Annotated in this window: 16 protein-coding genes; 7 read left to right on the plus strand and 9 right to left on the minus strand. The window is 66.6% G+C overall.

The annotated features are described in order from the left end of the window. Window positions 1-8: 8 nt before the first annotated feature. From JCM7686_RS04680 to JCM7686_RS04690, 3 genes are all read left to right on the plus strand, one after another. Entirely contained in the window at window positions 9-1,700 is a 1,692-nt protein-coding gene (locus tag JCM7686_RS04680) for a coiled-coil domain-containing protein (RefSeq protein ID WP_020949712.1), read from the plus strand. After that, window positions 1,690-3,183, plus strand: coding sequence for a peptidoglycan -binding protein (locus JCM7686_RS04685; RefSeq protein ID WP_020949713.1), 1,494 nt, complete (start codon window positions 1,690-1,692; stop codon window positions 3,181-3,183). Before JCM7686_RS04680 ends, JCM7686_RS04685 begins: the two co-directional genes overlap by 11 nt. A gap of 89 nt (window positions 3,184-3,272) precedes the next feature. Further along, window positions 3,273-3,872: a GntR family transcriptional regulator gene (locus JCM7686_RS04690; RefSeq protein ID WP_020949714.1), complete on the plus strand. Its 600-nt coding sequence runs from the start codon at window positions 3,273-3,275 to the stop codon at window positions 3,870-3,872. Here JCM7686_RS04690 and JCM7686_RS04695 read toward each other — a convergent pair. From JCM7686_RS04695 to JCM7686_RS04725, 7 genes are all read right to left on the minus strand, one after another. Next, the gene (locus tag JCM7686_RS04695; protein WP_020949715.1) at window positions 3,869-4,648 is read right to left on the minus strand and encodes a methyltransferase domain-containing protein; all 780 of its coding nucleotides are present in this window, start codon (window positions 4,646-4,648) and stop codon (window positions 3,869-3,871) included. The two genes, JCM7686_RS04690 and JCM7686_RS04695, sit on opposite strands and share 4 nt — an antisense overlap. Then, window positions 4,645-5,268, minus strand: a complete 624-nt coding sequence (locus JCM7686_RS04700; protein WP_020949716.1) for a pimeloyl-ACP methyl esterase BioG family protein — start codon at window positions 5,266-5,268, stop codon at window positions 4,645-4,647. Before JCM7686_RS04700 ends, JCM7686_RS04695 begins: the two co-directional genes overlap by 4 nt. Then, window positions 5,265-6,542, minus strand: a complete 1,278-nt coding sequence (bioA, locus tag JCM7686_RS04705; protein WP_020949717.1) for an adenosylmethionine--8-amino-7-oxononanoate transaminase — start codon at window positions 6,540-6,542, stop codon at window positions 5,265-5,267. The genes JCM7686_RS04700 and bioA overlap by 4 nt, the downstream gene beginning before the upstream one ends. Continuing rightward, on the minus strand, window positions 6,539-7,165 hold the full coding sequence (gene bioD, locus JCM7686_RS04710; RefSeq protein WP_020949718.1) for a dethiobiotin synthase: 627 nt from the start codon (window positions 7,163-7,165) through the stop codon (window positions 6,539-6,541). The genes bioA and bioD overlap by 4 nt, the downstream gene beginning before the upstream one ends. Then, window positions 7,162-8,286 carry an aminotransferase class I/II-fold pyridoxal phosphate-dependent enzyme gene (locus JCM7686_RS04715; protein ID WP_020949719.1) on the minus strand — a complete coding sequence of 375 codons (1,125 nt, stop codon included), beginning with the start codon at window positions 8,284-8,286 and terminating at the stop codon, window positions 7,162-7,164. Before JCM7686_RS04715 ends, bioD begins: the two co-directional genes overlap by 4 nt. Then, on the minus strand, window positions 8,283-9,233 hold the full coding sequence (gene bioB, locus JCM7686_RS04720) for a biotin synthase BioB (protein ID WP_020949720.1): 951 nt from the start codon (window positions 9,231-9,233) through the stop codon (window positions 8,283-8,285). Before bioB ends, JCM7686_RS04715 begins: the two co-directional genes overlap by 4 nt. A gap of 297 nt (window positions 9,234-9,530) precedes the next feature. Then, entirely contained in the window at window positions 9,531-10,160 is a 630-nt protein-coding gene (locus JCM7686_RS04725; protein WP_020949721.1) for a glutathione S-transferase family protein, read from the minus strand. A gap of 131 nt (window positions 10,161-10,291) precedes the next feature. On the opposite strand from JCM7686_RS04725, the gene JCM7686_RS04730 reads away from it, so the two are divergent. Genes JCM7686_RS04730 through JCM7686_RS04740 form a run of 3 tightly spaced genes read left to right on the plus strand, consistent with a single transcriptional unit; the run spans window position 10,292 to window position 12,171 of the window. Continuing rightward, window positions 10,292-11,026: an energy-coupling factor ABC transporter ATP-binding protein gene (locus JCM7686_RS04730; RefSeq protein WP_051201619.1), complete on the plus strand. Its 735-nt coding sequence runs from the start codon at window positions 10,292-10,294 to the stop codon at window positions 11,024-11,026. Next, entirely contained in the window at window positions 11,001-11,612 is a 612-nt protein-coding gene (locus JCM7686_RS04735; RefSeq protein ID WP_020949723.1) for an energy-coupling factor transporter transmembrane component T family protein, read from the plus strand. The genes JCM7686_RS04730 and JCM7686_RS04735 overlap by 26 nt, the downstream gene beginning before the upstream one ends. A 13-nt stretch (window positions 11,613-11,625) precedes the next feature. Next, a complete protein-coding gene (locus JCM7686_RS04740) occupies window positions 11,626-12,171 on the plus strand; it encodes a biotin transporter BioY (protein WP_020949724.1) in 546 nt (181 codons plus the stop codon). Window positions 12,172-12,238: 67 nt separating this feature from the next. Here JCM7686_RS04740 and JCM7686_RS04745 read toward each other — a convergent pair whose 3' ends face one another. After that, entirely contained in the window at window positions 12,239-14,041 is a 1,803-nt protein-coding gene (locus JCM7686_RS04745; RefSeq protein ID WP_020949725.1) for an NAD(P)/FAD-dependent oxidoreductase, read from the minus strand. Window positions 14,042-14,302: 261 nt separating this feature from the next. Here JCM7686_RS04745 and JCM7686_RS04750 point away from each other — a divergent pair, with 261 nt between their 5' ends. Continuing rightward, a complete protein-coding gene (locus JCM7686_RS04750; protein WP_020949726.1) occupies window positions 14,303-16,156 on the plus strand; it encodes a sigma-54-dependent Fis family transcriptional regulator in 1,854 nt (617 codons plus the stop codon). Here the strand turns inward: JCM7686_RS04750 and JCM7686_RS04755 are convergent. Beyond that, complete coding sequence (locus tag JCM7686_RS04755) at window positions 16,153-16,713, minus strand: manganese efflux pump MntP (protein WP_020949727.1); 561 nt, start codon at window positions 16,711-16,713, stop codon at window positions 16,153-16,155. The genes JCM7686_RS04750 and JCM7686_RS04755 overlap by 4 nt on opposite strands. Window positions 16,714-16,815: the final 102 nt, after the last annotated feature.

Raw genomic sequence — 16,815 nt, forward strand, 5'->3', positions numbered from 1 at the left:
GCAGGAAGATGTCTGACGCCGATGGCCGCCAGTCCAATGAAAGCGGTCCCGAAGAGGAAGGCATCGTGACGCACGATCTGCCCGGGGCAGCGGTTGCTGCAAGCGATCGCAGGATCCGCGCAATCCGCCACGGCGCGCGAAGCGCCGAAACCACCGCGCCGCAATTCTCGCAGCCGGTGCGCCAGATCCTGATGATGCTGATCGTGCTGGCGCTGGTCGGCGCCGGTGGCTGGTTCGCCTATGGCCGCATTCTGTCGATCTTTTCGGCCAACGAATTTTTGAACGGCATCATCATCTTTGTTTTCGCCTTGGGGGTGATCACCTGCTTCTGGCAGGTCGCGCAGCTTGTGAAATGCGTGAACTGGATCGAGCGTTTCGCACAGCGCCGCCGCAATGCGGTCGAGCGTGGCGCTCCGGCGGGCGACGGCACCGAGGTGCAGGATGCGCCGACGCTGCTGGCGCCCTTGGCCGCCCTTCTGGGCGGACGCGGACCGGCGGGCGGGGTGATCTCGACCGCCTCGTCGCGCTCGATCCTCGATTCGGTCGCGGCCCGGATCGACGAGGGCCGCGATGTTACGCGCTATCTCTCGAGCCTGTTGATTTTCCTTGGCCTTCTCGGCACGTTCTACGGGCTCGCGACGACGGTTCCGGCGGTGGTCGAAACCATCCGCGCCCTGCAACCGCAAGAGGGCGAAAGCGGGCTTCAGGTCTTTGACAAGCTGATGACCGGCCTCGAAGGCCAGCTTGGCGGCATGGCCACGGCCTTTTCGAGCTCGCTGCTGGGTCTGGCCGGATCGCTGGTCGTCGGCCTGCTGGAGCTGTTCGCCACCCATGGCCAGAACCGCTTTTACCGCGAGTTGGAAGAATGGGTGACCAGCTTCACCCGCATCGGCCTGTCGGGCGCGGATGGCGAAGGTCTCGATCAGGCGACGGTCGCGGGCTTTCTGGACCAGATCACCGGCCAGATGGCGGATCTCCATGAGTTCTACCTGACCCGCGACGCCAGCCGCGAGGCAGAGACCGCCGCCGCTGAAGCGCGCATGGCGCGGGTGACGCAGGGCTTTGACGAGCTCGCGAACCGCATTGTCGCGCAGGGCCAAGCCGTCGCCGATGAGACGCAATCCACCGCCCGCGCGCTTGAGCGGCTGGCCGATGGTCAGGACCGCGGCAGGCTTCATGTCGAAAACAGCCATCACGCCGCCAATCAGCACGCCGAAGACACGCGCTCGGTCCTGATCCGCATCGCCGAGGGGCAGGCCGCCTTGGCCGAGCGTCTGGTGCAGGACCGTGCGGGCAGTGCCGCGCAATCGGTCCATGCCGCTGCCGCCGTCCAACGTCTGGCAGAGGGCCAGCAAGTGCTTGGCGCCGAGCTGGTGCGCGACCGCGCAGAAAGCCGCAGCCAAAGCGATGCGCTGGCCGAGGCGCTGGCCGCGCTGGTCGCCGGGCAGGACCGGCTGATCGAGCTGGCACAGGCACCCGCCGCGCCCGCATATGTTGCGGCGCCGGTGCAGGCAGAGGCCGAAACCGATGACAGCGCCGCGCGTGAGGCGCAGATGCGCTTGCGCTCGATCGACAACCAGATCGCGAAACTCGTCGAGGAAATGGCCGTGAGCCGTGGCGATCTGATCGCGGATCTGCGCGCCGATCTGACGGCATTGACGCGCGCCATCCGTCGTCTGGGGCAGGGCGATGAGGCTTAGTCGCGGCGGCCAGAAGTTTTCGGCCAATATCTGGCCGGGCTATGTCGATGCGGTGACGACGCTGCTCATGGTCATCATGTTCGCACTGACCATTGCCATGGTGGTGCAGGCGGTTCTGCGCGAGCAGATCACCGAACAGGACAGCCAGCTTGGCCAATTGGGCAATGAGATCGCCCAGCTTTCCGGCGCGCTTTCGGACACGCAGGGGCGGGCGCAGACGCTTGACCGCGATCTGACGGCGGAGCGCGAAAGGCTCGCGGCAGAGCGGGCGCGGCTGGCCTCTGAAGCGGCGCTGCGGGTCGCGGCCGAACAGGGGCTCTCTGCCGCGCGCGACCAGATTGATGCCAAAGATGAGGCGGCGCGGCTCGATGCGGCGCGGCGCGAGGCGATGGATATGCTCGTGGCCGATCTGCGCCGCCGCGAGGCCGAAGCTTCGGGCTCACTGGCCGAGACGACAAGCGCGCTCGACCAGGCCAAGGCCCAGCTTTCCGATGCCGAGACCGCCCGGCTTGCCGATGCGGCAGCCGCGAAGCTGCTGGAAGAGAAGCTCTCGGGCTCGCAGGCCGAACTGACCGCGATGACCATGCAGCTCGAAGAGCAACGCAAGAAGGCCGAGGAAACGCTGACGCTGCTGGCCGCCGCCGAGGCCGCGAAGAAGGATCTGGCGGGCCGGGTCGATCAGCAGGTGAGCGAGGCGGATAAGAACCAAGGGCTGCTCGCGCTTGCCCAGCAAAAACTGTCCGAGCAACAGGCGCTCTCGAGCGAAGATCAACGCCGCGTCGCCTTGCTGAATGAGCAGGTGGCGGAACTCAATTCGAAACTCGGCACGTTGCAAGCGGTGCTTGATGCGGCGGGCGATACGCAGAAACAGGCCGAATTGCGGGTCGAGGATCTGGGCCAGCAGCTCAATGCCGCGCTCTTGCAGGTGGCCGAAGCCCAGACCAAGACCGCCGCCGAGCAAAGCAAGAATGCCGAGCTGGAGCGGCAGGCCCGCGAAAAGGCCGAGGCCGAGGCCGCCGATCTGTCGCGCTACCGCTCGGAATTCTTCGGGCGTCTGTCGCAGATCCTGCAAGGACGGCAGGGCGTGCGCGTGGTCGGTGACCGCTTCGTCTTCTCCTCCGAGGTGCTGTTCCCCGTCGGCGAGGCGACGCTGTCGCCTGCTGGGCGCGAGCAGATCCGTCAGGTCGCAGAGACGCTGAAACAGATCGCCCCCGAGATCCCGCCCGAGATCGACTGGATCATCCGCGTCGATGGCCATACCGACAACCTGCCGCTCTCGGGCGCGGGCCGCTATCGCGACAACTGGGAACTGTCTCAGGCACGCGCTTTGGCGGTGGTGCGCTATCTGATCGAGGATCTGGGCTTTCCCGCAAACCGTCTGGCCGCGACCGGCTTTGGCGACACCCGCCCGATTGCGGAAGGCGACAGCGACGAGGCCCGCGCCCAGAACCGCCGCATCGAGCTGAAGCTGACCGAACGCTAGGGCGGCCTTCCCGTTCCCACACCCCCTGTGGCTTGCCGCTCGGGGGCGGATCGCCTAACCATGGGCAGAGCTGGGAAAGTCGTGGAAAGATGCAGGAAAAATCGTCGGATATCTTGACCGAGGCGCTGGCGCAGAAAATTCTGCGCGGCGAGCTCGCCCCCGGCGAAAAGCTGCGTCAGGACCATATCGCGCAGGAATTCGGTCTCAGCCATGTGCCCGTGCGCGAGGCGCTGCTGCGGCTTGAGGCCAAGGGGCTTGCGGTCAGCCGTCCGCGTCAGGGCATGCGCGTCGCGCCCTTGGACGATTCCGCGCAAAAGGAACTGCGGGTCATGCGCGAGGCCTTGGAGCCGGTGGCTTTGGCCCATTCCGTGCCCCATCTCTCGGCCGCACAGATCGCCCATGCCGAAGGCTTGCGGCTCGCCTGTGACGAGGCCGAGGACATGTTCACTTGGGAGGCGCTCAATCGCGACTTCCACCTTGCGACCATCGCGGCCTGCGCCATGCCGCGGCTGATCGAAGAGGTCACCAAGCTTCAGCTTCTCGCCGCGCGCTATATGTTGCAGCACTATCGCCAGCGCTGGAAAAAGCACATCGACATCGACCACCGCGCGATCATGGCCGCGATCCGGCGCCGCGATGCGCAGGCGGCGGCAGCAGTGCTTGAGCGCCATCTGGCGCGGTTAGGCTAAGGCTTTTCGGCGATCAGCCAGACCGGGTTCCAGCTGAGCCGGACACCGGATTTCCACGCAAATTGCGCCTGATAGCGCGCGATGAAATCGGCAAGGTCGCGCTTGGTCCAGACCGAACGCGCCAACCCGTTGACGCCGGTGCGGCGCAGGTGGTGCAAGAGCGCGAGTGGGCTCGGGAAAAACTGCGCAAGCCGCGCCTCGCCAAGCGCATGGATCCGCCAGCCGGGCGGCAAAGCGGCGGCAAGCGCCTCTGGCGGCAGCAGCGCCGGGGCGCGGGCCGTGGGATGCAGCGCGGCGAGCTCCGCGAAATGATTGGGCCCGAAGGAGGACAGCGCAAGCCAGCCGCCCGGGCGCAGCGCCGCGCCAAAGCGGGCGATCAGCGCGGCGGGATCGGCGATCCATTGCAGGCTCGAGGCCGAGGCGATCAGGTCGAGCCCTTGCGGTAGGCTCACCCGCTCGACCGGCCCCGGCAGCGCGATCACCTGCGCGGCGGGGGGCGGCACAAGCGCGGGCAGGGGCGCGACGAGATCATTCAGCCAAAGCGTCTCGAAGCGGAAGCGCAGCCCCAGCGCTTCGGTCAGATGGCCCGAGCCATGGCCGAATTCGAGCGCTTTTGCGATGGGTTGCTCATGATGAGACCCGCGAAGCTGGGCAAGCCTTCGGGCAAGCGCACGGGCGAAAAGCCTTTGCGGACGGGCTTCGTCGGAATAGCTCGCCTGACTGCGCCCGAAGCTTTGGGCGATGCGGTGTTGGCTGCGATGCTGCGGCGCGTTCATGCCAGAACCTCGGCCCAATCGCGCCATTGTGCGAAGGGGCAATGGGGCGCGGCAATCGCGCGGATGCGCGCGGCATCTGCCTGCCAGGCTCGCGCCATGGCTTCGGGCGGGAAGATCCGGTCGCGCTCGGACAGCCAGATCCGATCGAAGGAGCAGGCGGGCGCGGGCGGGCGGGCCGCGACAGCCAGCAGCTCGGCGCGCAGGGCGGCGAGATCGGGCGGGCTGTCCTTTCCATCGGCAAATCCCGCGCGGCGCCGAAACCGGGCGAGGCTCTCCGAGGTCAGTTCGTCTGCGGTCGCGCGGATCAGCTCGGGCGAGATGCCGCGTGTCGGATCGCTGGGGAAAAACGTGCCGTTCACCGCGACCTTGTGCGCGAAAGGATCGCCGTGATCGGTCAGCCAATGCCCCGCCGCCGCGACGCCGAAGCTGAAGGCGAGAAGGTCGGCCTGCGCGTAAGCGGCGAGCTCGGGCAGGGGCTCTGCGGGGCTGCGCCAATCGTCGAGGAAGAGCACATCCTCAGCACCCGCCAAATGGCGAAAAGGTGCAGGTCCGAGCGCCCAGCCGCCAAAGATCACGATCAGCCGCGCCGCGCCGGTTTGCCTGAGCCAGAGCCGCCTCATCCCAGAAGATCCAGCATCGCGGCATTGACGCGCGAGAGCTCGTCCGGCGTGATCACATAGGGCGGCATCGCGTACAAGAGACGCCCGAAGGGGCGCAGCCAGACGCCGCTTGCGCGCGCGGCCGCATGGACCTTCGCCATATCGAGCGGGGCTTTCGTCTCGATCACCGCAATCGCGCCGAGGATGCGTAGATCGGCGACGGCGGGGTGGTGGCGCGCCGGAGCAAGCTCGGCGCGGAACTGCGCCTCGATGGCCGCGACCTGACCCGGCCAGTGCCCCTCGGCGATCAGATCAAGGCTCGCACCCGCCGCAGCGCAGGCGAGCGGATTGGCCATGAAGGTTGGGCCATGCATGAAGATGCGTGGCGGCGCGTCCGCAATCGCCTGCGCGATCCGCGCATCGGTCACGGTCGCCGCGAACGAGATATGCCCGCCGGTCAGCGCCTTGCCGAGGCAGAGAATATCTGGCGCGACGCCCGCGTGATCCATCGCGAAGAGCCGCCCCGTCCGGCCAAAGCCGGTGGCGATTTCGTCGAAGATCAGGAAGACGCCCGCCTGATCGCACAGCCTGCGCGCCGCCTTGAGATAGGCGGGGTGGTAAAAGCGCATCCCGCCCGCGCCTTGCACGACCGGCTCGAGAATCAGCGCCGCGATCTCGGCGCCGTGGCGCGTGAGCAGGGCCTCGAGATCCGCGATCCCGTTCTGCGCCGGATCCTCGGGCCAATCGGCGCCAAAGGTGATCGGCGGGGCGGGCAGGAAATGCTCGGCGCGCAAGGCATTGCCGAAATGGCCATGCATCCCGGTCTCGGGGTCGCAAAGGCTCATCGCCTTCCAGGTGTCGCCGTGATAGCCGCCGCGCACCGTCGCAAAGCGGGTGCGCGCGGGATGCCCAAGCGCGACCTGTGCCTGAAGCGCCATCTTCAGCGCGACCTCGACCGCGACCGAGCCGCTGTCCGAGAAAAACACCCGATCAAGCCCCTCCGGCAGAAGTGCTGCCAGCCGCGCGGCCAGCGTCGTCGCGGGGGCATGGGTGAGACCCCCGAACATCACATGCGGCATCCGCGCAATCTGATCGGTCATCGCCGCCGTGATCTTGGGATGGCGGTGACCGAAGGCCGCGCACCACCAGGATGACATCGCATCAATCATCCGCGTGCCGTCCTCGAGCGTCAGCCAGACGCCCTCGGCCTCGCGCACGACATGCAGCGGGCCGGGTTGAAGCGGGTTGTCATAGGGGTGCCAGAGATGGCTGCGGTCGGTGGCGATGACGGTCATGCCAGCGCCGCGCGGATCGAGGCGAGGTCAATCGCGGTGAAAGCCTCGGCGAGCGCGTCCGGGCCGAGATCGGGCAGGACGGGCAAGCGGCCCAGATGGCGCGTCCCGCCGAGCCGCGTGATGATCGCCTCGCTGTCAGGTTCGGGCGGGCCGATGAAAACCACGCCGATCACGGCAATGGCGCGGGCGCGCAGAGCCTCCAGCGACAGCAGGCTGTGGTTGATCGTACCAAGTCCGGTCCGTGCGCAGAGGATCACCGGCGCTTGCCATGCCGCAAACTGGTCGATGGTCAGAAGATCGGGCGTCAGCGGCACCATGAGCCCGCCCGCGCCTTCGATCAGCAAAGGGCCGTCATGGGCGGGGATGCCAAGCCGGACGGGATCAAGCGTGATGCCCTCGGCTGCGGCGGCGCGGTGGGGCGAGGCGGGCAGGTGCAGGCGGTAGGCCTCGGGCAGGATCGCGCAGCCGGGGGCAAGCCGCGCGACCACTTCGCTGTCGGTCTCCTCCTCCAGCCCCGATTGCACGGGCTTCCAGTAGCTCGCGCCCAGAGCGCGGGTCAGCCCGGCGCTGAAGACGGACTTGCCAATGCCGGTATCGGTTCCGGTGACGATCAAGGCGCTCATTGGGGTCTCAATTCTGCAACTGTGTGGAAGAGCGCGCTGATCTGATCCGGCGAGACATGGCCGGTGATCGAGGCGCGGAGCCGGGCGGTGCCGCGCGGCACGGTCGGCGGGCGGATGGCGCGGATGTCAAAGCCGCACGCCTGCAGCGCCCGGGCCAGCTCGAGCGCCGCGCGATCCTCCCCGACCGGGATCGGGATGATCTGGCTGCCGGTCGGAGCAAGCCCGCAGCTCTCGGCCAGACGGTTCGCGTGGTCGCGCCGGGCGCGGGCACCTGCGCTCAAGCCGGGATCGGCGGCGAGCGCGGCCAGCACCGCGCGGATCAGCGCGGCCTCGAACGGCGCGGGCGCGGTCGCATAGATGAAGGGCCGGGCGCGGGCGATCAGCGCATCGATCACCACGCGCTCGGCGGTGATCAGCGCGCCCGCCACGCCAAGCGCCTTGCCGCAGGTGTGCAGCGCGATCAGCGCGACATCGGGCAGGCCATGCGAAAGCCCGCGCCCCTCTGGCCCAAAAAGGCCGGTGGCATGGGCCTCGTCGACGATCAGGACCGCGTCGCTCTCCATCGCGATCTCGGCAAAATCGGCCAGAGGTGCCGCGTCTCCATCCATCGAATAGAGACTTTCGACCGCGATCCAGATCCGCCCGCGCTGCCCAGCCTGCCGCCAGTTCCGCGCAGCGTCACGCAGAGCGGTCGCATCATTATGGGCAAAGGGCAGGGTCTCGGCGCGCGAGAGCCGCATCCCGTCATGGCTGCTCGCATGGATATGCGTGTCATAAAGGATCAGATCGCCCGCGCGCGGCAGCGTCGAGAGGATCGCGAGATTGGCCTGAAAGCCGCCGCCCATGAAAAGCGCGGCCTCGGCGCCGAAGAAAGCGGCGGCCTCGGCCTCCAAAGCCTCATGCTCGGGATGATTGCCCCGCAAGAGCCGCGAGCCGCCCGCGCCGAAGGGCACCGCGCGGGCCAGAGCGGCGGTGGCGGCCTCGCGCAGCAGCGCCGAGCCCGCGAGGCCAAGGTAATCATTCGAGGCGAAATCGAGCCCTTTGGCCCGCGCCAGCACCCGGCGCCGCGCGCGATGCTCGAGCGCTGCCAATTGCGCCGCGAGCTCGGGAAAGGCGGTCATGCCTCGACCAGATCCGCCGGTTCGGTCGCGCCGGTCAGGCCAAGGCGGCGGAAAAGTGCGGCGTCACGGTCCTCTTCGGGGTTGTCGGCGGTCAGCAGCGTGTCGCCGACAAAGATCGAATTCGCCCCGGCATAGAAGCACATCGCCTGCAACTCATCGCTCATCCGGCTGCGCCCGGCCGAGAGGCGCACATAAGAGCGCGGCATCAGAATGCGGGCAAGCGCGATGGTGCGGACGAAATCGAACGGATCAAGCGGCGTAGCAGCGGCCAGAGGCGTGTCCTCCATCGGCATCAGCATATTGATCGGCACCGATTGCGGCGGCTCTGGCAGATTGGCGAGCGAGACCAGCATCGAGACGCGATCCTCGGAGGTTTCGCCCATGCCGAGAATGCCGCCCGAACAGACATTGATCCCGGCCTCGCGGACGCGCTCCAAGGTCTCGATCCGGTCGGCGAAGCTGCGCGTCGTGATGATCTCGGGGTAGAAGCGCTCCGAGGTATCGACATTGTGGTTGTAGTAATCGAGCCCGGCCTTTTTCAGCGCATGGGTCTGGTCCGCATCGAGCATCCCGAGCGTCATGCAGGTTTCCATCCCCAAGGCCTTCACGCCTTCGACCATCGCGAGAATCGCGGGCATGTCGCGCTCTTTCGGCGAGCGCCAGGCCGCGCCCATGCAATAGCGCGTCGCACCCTGCGCCTTGGCGCGGCGGGCCTCGGCCAGCACGCGTTCGACCTCGATCAGCTTGGAGGCCGAGAGCTTCGAGCCATTGCGCGCGGATTGCGAACAATAGGCGCAATCCTCGGGGCAGCCGCCGGTCTTGATCGACAGTAGCTTCGAGCGCTGGACATGGTTCGGATCGAAATTCTGGCGATGCAAGGAATGCGCGCGGTGAAGAAGCTCCATGAAAGGTGAATTATAGATTTTATTGGCTTCAATCTCGTCCATCTTGCCTTGCTCTCTGCCGGTTGCTCAGATTCGATGGGGAGTTTTTTAGGAAAATAGATTTCAAACGGGAAGAAAAAACGTCTTCTCGTGAAATAATAGATAATAATGGGAAGCATACTTCGAACCGGCAAGGAACGATGGGACTGAGGCCGGCGACCGGCGCCATCAGCGCGCCCAGGACGCGGATCGCTTGTCAGAATGAAGGGAAAGCTTTGAAAATCGGGTCAAAAGTCATCCGGCACAGGCAGGCTGCCCGGCCGGATGATTCTGAACGACGAGGCGGCTGCGCGGCCCGGTTTAGGCTGCTTTCTCGGCGGCGATGACTTTTTTCACGGCGGGATCGGCAGCAAGGCGGGCATGGAGATCTTTCAGCTGCGCCCGGGCGCCCAGCCCGTCGGGCAAAGCCTGCCGGGCCCAGCCCAGCATCGGAAAGGCATAGGCATCGACATAAGAGCGTTTGCCTTTGCCCGCGCCCAGAAACCACTCGCGCCCCGCCATATGGTCTTCGAGCAGGTCGAGCTTCTTGGCCACCAACTTGCGCGCCGCCGCAACGACATGTTCCTTCGCGCTGTCGCTGGTGTCGGTCGTGTAGCGGTCAGGCATGAAAAACGGCCAGTAAGAGCCGTGAAGATCGCCGGTGAGAAACGACGCCCACCGATGCGCCTCGGCCCGGTCGCGCAGGCTGTCGCCGCCGCTTAATCCCGCTCCGGGATGCTTATGCGCCAGATAGTCGAGGATCGCGCCCGCTTGGGTCAGCACCCAGCCGTCATCCTCTTGCAGGACCGGGACCGCACCTGCGGGGTTCAGGGCGATCAGCTCGGGCGAGCCGGTTGCGATGCGTGTGGCGACATAGGGCTGGCCGATCCATTCGAGCAGGATATGGGGCGCAATCGAGCAGGCATGGGGAGAGAAATACAAAGTCGGCATGAAGGACCTCCATCTGGGCCGATCCGGCAGTCCGGACCGAGACAGGAAGCCAACCTTTTCTTTCGGCTGAGGTTCCCAAGGGGCGCGCGCGGCTTTTGCATCTTGCCGCGCTGCCCGCTAAGGCTCTGGCCATGACAGCAGAGCCCGATGATTCCCTGATCTTTGACGCAGCCGAAGTGCGGCAGGACGGCCACCGCCTGCTCGGGCCGCTGAGCCTGACGCTGCGCGAGCGCCGGGTTGCGGTGATCGGGCGCAATGGCGCGGGCAAATCGACCTTCCTGCGGCTGGCTGCGGGACTGCTTGCGCCAGCCTCGGGACAGGTGCGGGTCTCGGGGCTCGATCCGGCGCGCGACCGCGCGGCGATGCTCGCGACCATCGGCATCCTGTTTCAGAACCCCGACCATCAGATCATCTTTCCGACCGTGGCCGAAGAACTGGCCTTTGGTCTGCGCCAGCAGGGCCAGAGCAAGGCCGAAGCGGCGGCGCGGGTGCGGGATCATCTGGCGCAGATGGGGCGCGCGGATTGGGCGGACCGCTTGGTGAACAGCTTTTCTCAGGGCCAGAAGCAATGGCTCTGCCTTGAGGCGATTTTGCTGATGGGGCCGAACACGATCCTGCTCGACGAGCCTTTCGCCGCGCTCGATCTGCCGACGCGGCTGCGCCTGTCGCGGCGCTTGGCGGCGCTGCCGCAGCGGCTGGTCACGATCACCCACGACCCGCTTCATGCCGAAACCGTCGATCGCGTGATCTGGCTGGAGGGCGGCGCGCTTGCCGCCGATGGCCCACCCGGCGCGGTTCTGCCCGCCTTTCATGCGGCCATGGCCGAATTGGGAGCGCGCGATGCTGACGCTGACCCATCCGCGTAGAACGCCCGCCCATCGCCTGCCCGCCGGGGTGAAGCTGATCGCGCTCGCCGCCGCGAGTGTCGCGATCTTTCGTCTGCCACCGCTGGGCCTTGGACTGGCGGCGCTGGGCCTCCTTGGGCTTTACGCCGCCTTGGGGCGCGATCTCTTGCGTGCGGGGCTGCGCGGGCTTTGGCCGCTCTGGCCCTTCGTCGTGATCCTCGGCCTCTGGTATGGGCTGACCGGCGCGCCCGATGAGGGCATTCGGCTGATCTCGCGCATGATGCTGGCGGTGGCGGCGGCCAATCTGGTGACGCTGACGACGCCCTTGGCCGAGATGATCGCGGTGATCGAGCGCGCGCTCTCGCCGCTGCGCGTCTTTGGCGTCAATCCGAATGCGGTCGCTTTGGCGATGGCGCTGGTCATCCGCTTCGCGCCGGTGTTGCTTGAGAAGCAAAGGGCGCTGGCGCTGGCCTGGCGCGCGCGCTCGGCCAAACGTCCGGGATGGCGGCTTTCGCTGCCATTGACCCTTGCCGCGCTGGATGAAGCCGATCATGTTGCGGAAGCTTTGAAGGCGCGGGGCGGCGTGCAGCCTGCCCGGCGCGATTAGGACGGAGACACCGATGGAACGCAGCCTTGCCCATATCGCTTTGTTCGCGGCGCTGATCGCGGTTCTGGGGTTGATGCCTCGGATCGACCTGATCTCGGGCGTGCCGATTACGCTCCAGACCTTCGGGGTGATGCTGGCGGGCACGGTGCTGGGCGCGAAGCGCGGTTTTCTCGCGGTGCTTCTCTTCGTGGTGCTGGGCCTGATCGGCCTGCCGATCTTTTCGGGCGGGCGCGGCGGGCTTGGCGTGCTGGCCGGGCCGACGGTCGGTTACATCATCGGCTTTCCGATCACCGCTTTCGTCGCGGGCTGGATCACTGAGCGCTGGCGCAATGTGCCGGTGGGGGTCGCGGCCACGGTGGCCTCGATCATCGGGCCGATGGTGCTCTTGTCGGTCTTTGGCGCGCTCGGCATGGCCTATATTCTCGGCAAGAGCTTTTCCGAGGCCTATCTTCTGACGCTGCCCTTCCTTGCGGGCGATGCGATCAAGGCGGTTCTGGCGGGCTTTGTCACCCAGACGCTCGCGCGGCTGCGGCCCTCGGTCGTGACTTCTCGCGCGTAATGACGCGCGCCTGATCTCGGGATGACAGAAAAAAGGCCGGGAGAGATCCCGGCCTTTTCCTTTGCGATCAACTGAGGTGATGGGGCTTTTGCAGGCCGTAGACCTGCGTTTCCAACCCTTCGAGCCGCGCTTTCAATTGCAGCGAGAGATAGCGCGAATAGTGGCGCGACTGGTGCAGGTTGCCGCCGTGGAACCACAGCCCCTCCTGCTGGGTCGGCTTCCACATATTGCGCTGCTCGCCCTCCCACGGGCCGGGGTCCTTGGTGGTGCCAGAGCCCAAGCCCCAGCATTTGCCGACCTTATCCGCGACCTCTTGGCTGATCAGATCCGCCGCCCAACCGTTCATCGAGCCATAGCCCGTCGCATAGACCACGAGATCGGCGGGCAGCTCGGTGCCGTCATCCAAAAGCACGCCGGTTTCGGTCAGCCGCTCGATCCCCTTGCCGGATTGCAGCTTGATCGAGCCGTCGATGACCAGATCACAGGCCCCGACGTCGATGTAATAGCCCGAGCCGCGGCGCAGGTATTTCATGAAGAGCCCCGAATCGTCATCGCCGAAGTCGAGCATGAAACCGGCATCCTCGAGCTTGCGGTAGAACTCAGCGTCGCGCTCGCGGATCTTGTTGTAAACCGGCACCTGAAAATCGGCCATGATCGCATAGGGCAGCGAAGCGAAGATCATGTCGGCCTTGTCGGTGGTCACGCCATTGGCCAAGGCGCGCTCAGAGTAAAGATCGCCCAACCCGATATCCATCAGGCTGTCGGATTTCACGATATGGGTCGAGCTCCGCTGAACCATGGTCACATCGGCTCCGCCCTCCCAGAGCGCCGCGCAGATGTCATGGGCCGAGTTATTCGCGCCGATCACCACAACCTTCTTGCCCTTATAGGCGTCGGGGCCGGGGTGTTGGCTGGAATGCTGCTGCTCGCCCTTGAAGACATCCTGCCCGGGGATTTTCGGCACATTGGCCTTGCCCGACATGCCGGTCGCGAGCACGAGCTGCTTCGGATGCAAGGTGATCTCGCGCCCGTCGCGCTCGACCACGACCGTCCATTCGCCCTTTGCCGCATCATATTGCGCCGATTTCGCCGTGGTCGAGGACCAGTAATTCAGCTCCATGACCTTGGTATACATCTCCAGCCAGTCGCCGACCTTGTCCTTGGGCGCAAAGACCGGCCAATTGTCGGGGAAGGGGATATAGGGGAGGTGGTCATACCAGACCGGGTCGTGCAGGCAGAGCGATTTATAGCGGTTGCGCCATTGATCGCCCGGACGCGGATGCTTGTCGACGATGATTGCGGGCACGCCCAATTGACGCAGACGCGCGCCAAGTGCGATGCCGCCCTGACCGCCACCGATCACCAGCACATAGGGCTGGGCGTCAAAGCCAAGGCTCGCGGCCTCATCCTCGCGCTTTTCCTTCCAGGTGCGGCGGTTCGGGTCATGGCCGTGCTCGGCCCCCATCGGGCGACGGAGGCCGCGCGGCTCCTCATGGCCTTTCAGCTCGTGCAGCGTGGTCAGCAGCGTCCAGATCTTGCCGTCCTTCATGCGGATATGGCCGACGCCGCGCCCGGTCTCGGTTTCGAGCACCAGCCAGCCTTCGGTCACGCCGCCCGCCGAGGTCACACTTTCGCGCGGATCAAGCGCGATCGACACCGGCTTGATATGCGAGAGCTGCGCGCGTGCCATGTCGCGGACCTGCGCCGGGCCCTCCATCGTCTTCAGGTTCCAGGTGAAAGCCGCAAGATCGCGCCAATAGCCCGTGTCCAGAAACAGAGTGGCCGTGGCATCGGCATCCTGCGCCACAAGCGCGTCATTCAGTTCCGAGACCAGTTTGGCCAGATCGGTCTGATGGTGTTGGTCGAGCATCTCTCCTCCTTCGCTCTGACAGGGGCGGGCTCCTCTTCCCGCCAGTTCCTTGGGCAAAAGTCTCGGCCAAGCGTAGAAGTGCGCCCAAGCGGAAAATCTGGATCTAGGGAAATCAAGGAGTTGGCGCGACGGGCTGTGGCAGCAGATGCAACAGGTGTGGCCCCGTCCTGCGACCAAAGAAGGTTTTGGAGCAACGGCGCTTCTGCGTTAGCCTGAGGCAAGGCGAGGTCGCGCAGGAGGATGGCGTGACAGGAGGGATCTGTGAGCGACCTTCATCATATTCGCGAAATCGAAAGCGTCCGGGCCGGCCATGAGGCCGCGCGTCATCCCATCGTCGTCGAAAGCTGGCTGCGCTGCCTCAATGAACATGGCCTCGACCCGACGGCGCGGGCCGCGGCCCATATCGTCACCGAGCGCGAATTGCGCCTCCATCGCGAGCGCTCCGGGGATCTGATCGAGATCGCGCGCTCGGGGATCGAGCGGCTTTACGCGCTGGTCGCCGGGCAGAATTACGTCCTGATGCTGTCGGATCGCGACGGGGTGACGGTCGAATATCTGGGCGACGCGGTGCAAAAAGAGGGGCTGCGCCGCAGCGGGCTTTATCTCGGCGCGGAATGGTCCGAGGCGCGGGCCGGGACCTGCGCGCTTGGCGCCTGTCTCGAGGCGGGCGAGGCGCTGATCATCCACCAGACCGACCACTTCGACGTGACCCATGCGGGGCTTTCTTGCACGGCGGCGCCGATTTACGACACGCGCGGGCAGCTCGCGGCGGCTTTGGACATTTCGCTTCTGTCCTCGCCTTTGCCGCGTGCCAGTCAGTCGATGGCGCTCAATCTGGTGCGCCAAACGGTCCGGCGCATCGAAATGGCGAATATCATGGCCGAGAACCGCCATGATTGGGTGCTGCGGCTGGCGGGTAGCCCGGATTTTCTTGATGTCGATCCCGAGGCTGCGGTTGCGCTGGATGGCGCGGGCCGGGTGATCGGGGCGACCCATGGCGCAATGCGGGTGCTGACGGCGGCGGCGGGCGTTCCTTGGCGCGAGGGCCATCGTCTGATCGGGCGGCCTCTGTCGGATTTCCTGAACATCCGCCTCGACCGGCTGGACGATCTCACCCGCGACCGTCCCGCCGCCGAAAGGCTGATCGAGACCCGCGACGGCCATCGCCTCTTTGCCCATGCGATCGAGCCGCGCGCCCAGCCTTTGCGCAGCCCCGCCCGTCCGGCGCTGGCGCGGACCGGCGCCTTGCCCACGCCCCTGCGCGCGCTTGCAGGCGATGATCCTGCCATGGCGAGCCTGCTTGCCCGCGCGGCGGCGCTGGCGCCAAGCACGCTTCCGGTGCTGATCGAAGGCGAGACCGGCAGCGGCAAGCTGACGCTTGCCCGCGCGATCCACGAGGTCTCGGGGCGGCGCGCCTTCGTGACGCTCTCGGCGGCCGAGCTTTCCGAGCCCGAAGCCGAGGCGCAGCTCTTCGGGCGCATCGCGGCGCGGCGGGTGGAAAACGGCCTGCTCTCCGAGCTCGGAGGCGGCACGCTGGTCTTGCAAAATGTCGAGGACCTGCCCGAGCGGGTTCAGACCCGGCTGTCGCGCCTGCTGGCCGAGGGCGGCTTTGTCCCGCTTGGCGGGTTGCGACCGGTGCCAGTCGATCTGCGCATTATCGCGACCAGCCAGCATGGCGCGGCGCGGCTGCGGCCCGATTTCTATCACCGGCTTTGCGGCGGGCTGCTCTCGCTGCCGCGTTTGGCCGCGCGGCAGGATCTGCTGTGGCTGGCGCGGCGGATGACCGAGAGCGCGGCGGGCCAACGCCTTGACCTGCCGCCCGACATCATGCGCGCCTTGGCCGAGCGCGACTGGCCGGGCAATCTGCGCGAGCTGGGCTTTGTCGCCCGCGCCTTGGCCGGGCTGGTCGAGGGGCGCAGCCTGCCGGTCGCGCCCGCGCTTGCGCTGCTCGGTCCTGCTCAGCCCAAAACCGGCGCGCCTTCGGAAGCGGCGCTTCTGGCGCAGATGCTGGAGGCCTCGGGCGGGAATATCTCGCTTTGCGCGCGTAGGCTCGGGGTCGATCGCTCGACCATCCACCGCAGGCTGCGCCGCTATGGGCTGGTCGGCCGCGGTTAGGCCGAGAGATGCTCGATCAGGATCGCGGTGCCAAGCCCGATCAGCACGACCCCGCCCAGCACTTCGATGACGCGGCCAAGCTTCTGGCCCAGGAACCGCCCGGCGAGAATCCCAGTCGTGCTCATCGCCATGGTGGCCAGACCGATGGCCAGCGCGATGACGATGATATTCACATCGAGAAAGGCCAGCGAGACCCCGACCACCATCGCATCGATCGAGGTGCCGATTGCCGTGGCGACCAGCGCCCAAAGCGAGGCCGAGCGCGGCGGCTCGTCGGCGGCACGGCCAAGCGCGTGCAGCACCATGCGCAGCCCGACCGCGCCCAGCAGGACGAAGGCGATCCAATGGTCGATGGCCTCGACATAGCTCGCTGCCGCCATACCGAGCCCCCAGCCGATCAGCGGTGTCAGCGCCTCGACCGCGCCGAAAATCGCGCCGGTGCGCAAAGCCTGACCGAAATGGGGACGCAGGCCGACGGCGGCGCCGCGACCGAGAGAAGCGATGAAGGCATCGACAGACATGCTGACGGCAAGAAGGCCGATCGCGATCGGGGACATGGGAGCTCTCCTTGGACTTCCTTGGGCGTTCCGGGCGACGGACGGACCCCGCCCGCAGGATCCTGTCGCCACGGTCTCGCAAGGCCCAAGGGCTGGACGCGC

The sequence above is a fragment of the Paracoccus aminophilus JCM 7686 genome (assembly GCF_000444995.1).
GTDB lineage: Bacteria > Pseudomonadota > Alphaproteobacteria > Rhodobacterales > Rhodobacteraceae > Paracoccus > Paracoccus aminophilus.

Excerpts from the sequence above, each read along its gene's own strand:
- JCM7686_RS04685 (WP_020949713.1), top strand. The coding sequence starts at position 1,690 with ATGAGGCTTAGTCGCGGCGGCCAGAAGTTTTCGGCCAATATCTGGCCG.
- JCM7686_RS04745 (WP_020949725.1), bottom strand. The coding sequence starts at position 14,041 with ATGCTCGACCAACACCATCAGACCGATCTGGCCAAACTGGTCTCGGAA.
- JCM7686_RS04715 (WP_020949719.1), bottom strand. The coding sequence starts at position 8,286 with ATGACCGCCTTTCCCGAGCTCGCGGCGCAATTGGCAGCGCTCGAGCAT.
- bioD (WP_020949718.1), bottom strand. The coding sequence starts at position 7,165 with ATGAGCGCCTTGATCGTCACCGGAACCGATACCGGCATTGGCAAGTCC.
- JCM7686_RS04755 (WP_020949727.1), bottom strand. The coding sequence starts at position 16,713 with ATGTCCCCGATCGCGATCGGCCTTCTTGCCGTCAGCATGTCTGTCGAT.
- bioA (WP_020949717.1), bottom strand. The coding sequence starts at position 6,542 with ATGACCGTCATCGCCACCGACCGCAGCCATCTCTGGCACCCCTATGAC.
- JCM7686_RS04700 (WP_020949716.1), bottom strand. The coding sequence starts at position 5,268 with ATGAGGCGGCTCTGGCTCAGGCAAACCGGCGCGGCGCGGCTGATCGTG.
- bioB (WP_020949720.1), bottom strand. The coding sequence starts at position 9,233 with ATGGACGAGATTGAAGCCAATAAAATCTATAATTCACCTTTCATGGAG.
- JCM7686_RS04740 (WP_020949724.1), top strand. The coding sequence starts at position 11,626 with ATGGAACGCAGCCTTGCCCATATCGCTTTGTTCGCGGCGCTGATCGCG.
- JCM7686_RS04695 (WP_020949715.1), bottom strand. The coding sequence starts at position 4,648 with ATGAACGCGCCGCAGCATCGCAGCCAACACCGCATCGCCCAAAGCTTC.
- JCM7686_RS04735 (WP_020949723.1), top strand. The coding sequence starts at position 11,001 with ATGCTGACGCTGACCCATCCGCGTAGAACGCCCGCCCATCGCCTGCCC.
- JCM7686_RS04730 (WP_051201619.1), top strand. The coding sequence starts at position 10,292 with ATGACAGCAGAGCCCGATGATTCCCTGATCTTTGACGCAGCCGAAGTG.
- JCM7686_RS04690 (WP_020949714.1), top strand. The coding sequence starts at position 3,273 with ATGCAGGAAAAATCGTCGGATATCTTGACCGAGGCGCTGGCGCAGAAA.
- JCM7686_RS04725 (WP_020949721.1), bottom strand. The coding sequence starts at position 10,160 with ATGCCGACTTTGTATTTCTCTCCCCATGCCTGCTCGATTGCGCCCCAT.
- JCM7686_RS04680 (WP_020949712.1), top strand. The coding sequence starts at position 9 with ATGTCTGACGCCGATGGCCGCCAGTCCAATGAAAGCGGTCCCGAAGAG.